This is a genomic window from uncultured Thiodictyon sp. (assembly GCA_903837595.1).
GTDB lineage: Bacteria > Pseudomonadota > Gammaproteobacteria > Chromatiales > Chromatiaceae > Thiodictyon.
This window is the reverse complement of record CAILVI010000175.1, coordinates 1-4,440: the sequence shown is the minus strand read 5'-3', so window position 1 is coordinate 4,440 and position 4,440 is coordinate 1. Positions and strand designations below refer to the sequence as shown.

General features: G+C 66.8%; 6 protein-coding genes. 5 read left to right on the top strand and 1 reads right to left on the bottom strand.

Annotated features, from left to right (window positions below):
• The first annotated feature begins 253 nt into the window (after positions 1–253).
• From rplU to proB, 4 genes are all read left to right on the top strand, one after another.
• Positions 254–568, top strand: coding sequence for a 50S ribosomal protein L21 (rplU, locus tag QZY44_RS09425; protein ID WP_295445513.1), 315 nt, complete (start codon positions 254–256; stop codon positions 566–568).
• Positions 569–581: 13 nt separating this feature from the next.
• The gene (gene rpmA, locus QZY44_RS09420) at positions 582–839 is read left to right on the top strand and encodes a 50S ribosomal protein L27 (protein WP_295445512.1); all 258 of its coding nucleotides are present in this window, start codon (positions 582–584) and stop codon (positions 837–839) included.
• A gap of 135 nt (positions 840–974) precedes the next feature.
• The gene (cgtA, locus tag QZY44_RS09415) at positions 975–2,051 is read left to right on the top strand and encodes an Obg family GTPase CgtA (RefSeq protein WP_295445510.1); all 1,077 of its coding nucleotides are present in this window, start codon (positions 975–977) and stop codon (positions 2,049–2,051) included.
• 52 nt (positions 2,052–2,103) lie between these two features.
• Positions 2,104–3,237: a glutamate 5-kinase gene (gene proB, locus QZY44_RS09410; RefSeq protein WP_295445508.1), complete on the top strand. Its 1,134-nt coding sequence runs from the start codon at positions 2,104–2,106 to the stop codon at positions 3,235–3,237.
• A 90-nt stretch (positions 3,238–3,327) separates the two neighbouring features.
• Here proB and QZY44_RS09405 read toward each other — a convergent pair whose 3' ends face one another.
• Positions 3,328–3,966 (bottom strand): response regulator transcription factor, encoded by a 639-nt coding sequence (locus tag QZY44_RS09405; protein WP_295445506.1) that lies wholly within the window; start codon positions 3,964–3,966, stop codon positions 3,328–3,330.
• A 136-nt stretch (positions 3,967–4,102) separates the two neighbouring features.
• On the opposite strand from QZY44_RS09405, the gene QZY44_RS09400 reads away from it, so the two are divergent.
• Positions 4,103–4,369, top strand: a complete 267-nt coding sequence (locus tag QZY44_RS09400) for a helix-turn-helix domain-containing protein (protein ID WP_295445503.1) — start codon at positions 4,103–4,105, stop codon at positions 4,367–4,369.
• Positions 4,370–4,440: the final 71 nt, after the last annotated feature.

The following is a 4,440-nucleotide window of genomic DNA, read 5'->3' as shown; positions in this document are numbered from 1 at the left end:
TCCCGCGACACGGTCGCCGCCACCATCCAACGCCTGGCACGCCATGTCCGCCTGGTGTTCGACTACCTGGGCATGACCGAAAACGCCCGCCGCCGTCCGCGAGGACGGCCAGCGACGGCAGGCTAGAACGGATTCGCCGTGACCGAGACCCTATCATGGGTTGACGGACGGTCGCCGCAGGGTTATTCTGCCGGGTCTTTACATCCGGCCGCGGAGCATCGGTGGTCGAATCAGCCTTGGGGAATTTCAAGACATGTACGCGGTGATTCAAACCGGTGGCAAGCAATACCGGGTGTCCGAGGGGGATACCCTCAAGGTCGAGAAACTCGTTGCCGAGGCAGGTGCCGACATCGAACTCGATAAGGTTCTGATGATTGCGGACGGCGATGCCGTGACAGTCGGTCGGCCCTTCATCGTCGGTAGCAAAGTGACCGCCACGGTCACGGCCCACGGGCGCTTGGCCAAAGTCCACATTATCAAGTTCCGGCGGCGCAAGCATCACCTGAAGCGCCAGGGCCACCGCCAGTGGTTCACCGAGCTTAAGATTACCGGCATCAGCGCCGGCTGATCGGGAGACATCCATGGCACATAAAAAGGCAGGCGGCAGCTCACGCAACGGTCGCGATTCAGAGTCAAAACGGCTCGGCGTCAAGATCTTCGGCGGTCAAAAAGTCACCGCGGGCAGCATCATCATCCGGCAGCGCGGCACCCCGGTTCGCAACGGCGTCAATGTCGGTGTGGGCAAGGATCATACCTTGTTTGCGCTGGCGGATGGCGTGGTGCGGTTCCTGACCAAGGGGCCGAAAAACCATAAGTTCGTCACTGTCGAGACTGTCTAAGTTCGGTTCCCCGGCGCCCGCCCCCACCCCCGAGTGGGCAGGGGCGGTGGCGGGTGATCGCGCAGGCGTCTGCACAAGAGCCTCGTCCACCGGACGGGGCTCTTTGCATTTTGGCCCAAGGCCGCGGATAACGTCATGAAATTTGTAGACGAGGCATTCATCCGGGTCGAGGCCGGCGATGGCGGCAGCGGTTGCGTGAGCTTTCGCCGCGAGAAATATATCCCCAAGGGTGGCCCGGACGGGGGTGACGGGGGTGACGGCGGCAGCATTACCCTGCTGGCAGATAACAACCTCAATACCCTGGTCGACTTCCGTTTCCAGCGCATTCACCGCGCCGAGTCCGGCCACAAGGGGATGGGCAAGGATATGCGCGGGCGCGGCGGGCGCGATCTGCTGCTCCGGGTGCCGGTCGGGACCCGCGTCTTCGACGAGGAGACCGGCGAGCACCTCGGTGAACTCCTGACCAACGGTGAACGCCTGCTGGTCGCCCAGGGCGGTTTCCACGGCATCGGCAATGCCCGTTACAAGTCCAGCACCAATCGCGCCCCCCGTCAGTTCTCGCCCGGCTCGCCGGGGGAGCGGCGTGACCTGCGTCTGGAGCTGATCCTGTTGGCGGACGTGGGTCTGCTCGGGTTCCCCAATGCCGGCAAGTCGTCACTGATCCGTCAGGTCTCCAGCGCGCGGCCCAAGGTGGCGGACTATCCGTTCACCACCCTGTATCCGAATCTGGGCGTGGTCAGTCTCGGGCACCGCCGCAGCTTCGTGATCGCCGACATCCCCGGGGTGATCGAGGGGGCGGCAGAGGGTGCCGGGCTCGGTATCCAGTTCCTCAAACACCTCTCGCGCACCCGTCTGCTCCTGCACCTGGTGGACATGGCGCCCCTCACCGAGGACGAGGACCCGGCCGACCAGGTGCGCAAGATCGAGGCGGAACTGGCGGCCTTCGGCGGTGAGCTGACTGACAAGGAACGCTGGCTGGTGCTGAACAAGTGCGATCTGCTCGACCCCGCGGCGGCGCAGCAGAGCCGCGACCGGGTGGTGGAGGCGCTGGGCTGGCAGGCGCCGGTCTATGAGTGCTCGGCCCTGACCGGCGCCGGTACCGCCACGCTCATGGAGGACCTGATGCGGCGGTTGGAACAACTCAAGGTCGAGTCCGGCGAGGCCCACTCGCCCGACGAGCCGGACGTGAGCGAGTGGCATCCGCTCGATTGAGCCTGAAGCCGAAGACGGCGATTCGTCCGCAATCAACCATCAGCAATCAGCAATGATCGACTCGATTTCCCGCGACACTCTCCCTCTGACCCGTCGGTGGGTCGTCAAGATCGGCAGCGCGCTCCTGACCCGCGACGGTCAGGGGCTCACCCGGGAGCTCTTGATGCCCTGGGTGGAACAGATCGCGGCCCGCCGCTCGGCCGGCCACGACGTGGTGCTGGTCTCCTCCGGCGCGGTGGCCGAGGGCATGGTGCGCATGGGCTGGCGGCAGCGGCCCCAGGCGCTGCATGAACTCCAGGCCGCCGCGGCCGTCGGCCAGATGGGGCTGGTGCGCGCCTATGAGGCGTGCTTCGAGACCTTCGGTCTGCACACCGCCCAGGTGCTGCTGACCCGCGACGACCTCGCCCACCGCGCCCGCTACCTCAATGCCCGCAGTACCCTGCGCACCCTGTTGGGGCTCAAGGTGATCCCGGTCATCAACGAGAACGACACCGTGGCCACCGACGAGTTGCGCTTCGGCGACAACGACACCCTGGCGGCCCTGGTGGCGAACCTGATCGAGGCCGACCTGCTGATCCTGCTGACGGACCAGGATGGCTTGTTCGACCGTGACCCGCGCCGCGACCCGGCCGCCCGGCTGATCAGCGAAACCCACGTGGATGACCCGCAGTTGGACCTGGTGGCCGGGGGGAGCGTCACCGGGTTCGGCACCGGCGGCATGGTGACCAAGGTGCGGGCGGCGCGGCTCGCGGCCCGCTCGGGGGCGGCCACCATCATCGCCCCCGGCCGCGGCGCGGGTGTGCTGACGCGCATCGGCGCCGGCGAGGCGGTCGGCACCCTGCTGGTGCCGGCGCAGGGGCCGCAGGCGGCGCGTAAACAATGGCTGGCCGGGCACCTCCAGGTACGCGGCCGCTTGATCCTGGACGCGGGCGCGGTGCGGGCCTTGCGGGAGAAGGGTACCAGCCTGCTGGCCGTCGGGGTCAAGGCGGTCGAGGGTACGTTCAACCGGGGCGAGGTCGTGGCCTGCGTGGACGAGGAGGGTCGGGAGGTCGCCCGGGGGCTCGCGAATTATGACGTTGAGGAGACCCGGCGTATCCGCGGGGAGCCCACCAGCCGGTACGAGGCGATTCTGGGCTATGTCGATGCGATGGAGTTGATCCACCGGGACAATCTGGTGGTGCTCTAACCAGGAATTCATCGCCAAGCCACCGCTGGAAAGGCACCGCTTCGACCCCGACAGCGCTGCGATCGCCGCCTCGGGAGCGGTAGCCCGGGCTTACTCGACCGGGGTTAGCCCCGCCCGGATGGCGAAGCGCACCAGGCCCGCCAGGGTGTCGATCCGCAGCTTCATCATGATCCGGGCGCGGTAGGTCTCCACCGTCTTGGCGCTGATGCCCAGGGCTTCGGCGATCTCTTTGGTACGCCAACCCTGGGCCATGAGCCGCAGCACCTCGCGCTCGCGCTTGGTCAGCAGCGCCTGGTCCAGATCCGCGCTGCGCTGCACCGCAGCCGTCCCCGCCTGGGCCAGGGCGGGGCTGATGAAGATCTCCCCGGCGACGGCGGCGCGGATCGCCTGGATCAGGTCGGCGCCGGCCTCGTTCTTCAACACATAGGCCCTGGCCCCAGCCGTCATCATGCGTTGCAGATAGTGGGCATCGGCGTACATGGAGACGGCGACGATACAGGTGGTCGGCGAGCCGACACGGATCAGCTCCGCCGCGTCGATTCCGCTCATGCCCGGCATGGCGACGTCGAGCACCGCCACGTCGGGCTTGAGCTCTGTGGCCAGGCGTACGGCCTCGGCCCCGTCGGCGGCCTGGGCCAGCACCCGCCAACCGGGCTCGCGGGCAATCAGGGCCGCCAGCCCGTCGCGAAACAGGGTGTGGTCGTCGCACAGGATGAGGCTGAGGGTCATGGCTGGGCTCGGCGTTGCTTAGCGGGGCACTAAACCCCGCCTAGCGCGGGATACGTAATTTCTGTGATACTTTGCATCCCGTGCCGAGCACCCTGTCGGCCAGACCTGTTCCCGATACAAAAAGCACGCATCGTTTATGCTCAAACTCGATCTCGCGAAGTGGAATCAGATCCCGGACGACCTCAGGAAGGAGGCCATGAATGCCCCGCATGCCCGCACTCGTGAGCGGTTTCTGGCCTTATACGAACTGACCCAACAGGGGCGTGGCGCCTCGGCGATGGCGCGCCGTGTGGGGCGTCACCTGCAAACAGTGATCCGTTGGGCGCACCTTTACAATGAGGCCGGTCCACACGCGTTGGTGTTCGAGCACACGGGTGGCGTCCCCCCTTTTTTGACGCGGTGACGGAGCAGGCACTCGATGACCTGATCCGTGACAGTGTCGCGGCGGCCGCCGCGCCCTCGATGCAGCGCGCC

What these genes read in the sequence shown, in the direction of transcription:
- QZY44_RS09400 (WP_295445503.1), top strand. Translation starts at nt 4,103, where the DNA reads ATGCTCAAACTCGATCTCGCGAAGTGGAATCAGATCCCGGACGACCTC.
- QZY44_RS09405 (WP_295445506.1), bottom strand. Translation starts at nt 3,966, where the DNA reads ATGACCCTCAGCCTCATCCTGTGCGACGACCACACCCTGTTTCGCGAC.
- cgtA (WP_295445510.1), top strand. Translation starts at nt 975, where the DNA reads ATGAAATTTGTAGACGAGGCATTCATCCGGGTCGAGGCCGGCGATGGC.
- proB (WP_295445508.1), top strand. Translation starts at nt 2,104, where the DNA reads ATGATCGACTCGATTTCCCGCGACACTCTCCCTCTGACCCGTCGGTGG.
- rpmA (WP_295445512.1), top strand. Translation starts at nt 582, where the DNA reads ATGGCACATAAAAAGGCAGGCGGCAGCTCACGCAACGGTCGCGATTCA.
- rplU (WP_295445513.1), top strand. Translation starts at nt 254, where the DNA reads ATGTACGCGGTGATTCAAACCGGTGGCAAGCAATACCGGGTGTCCGAG.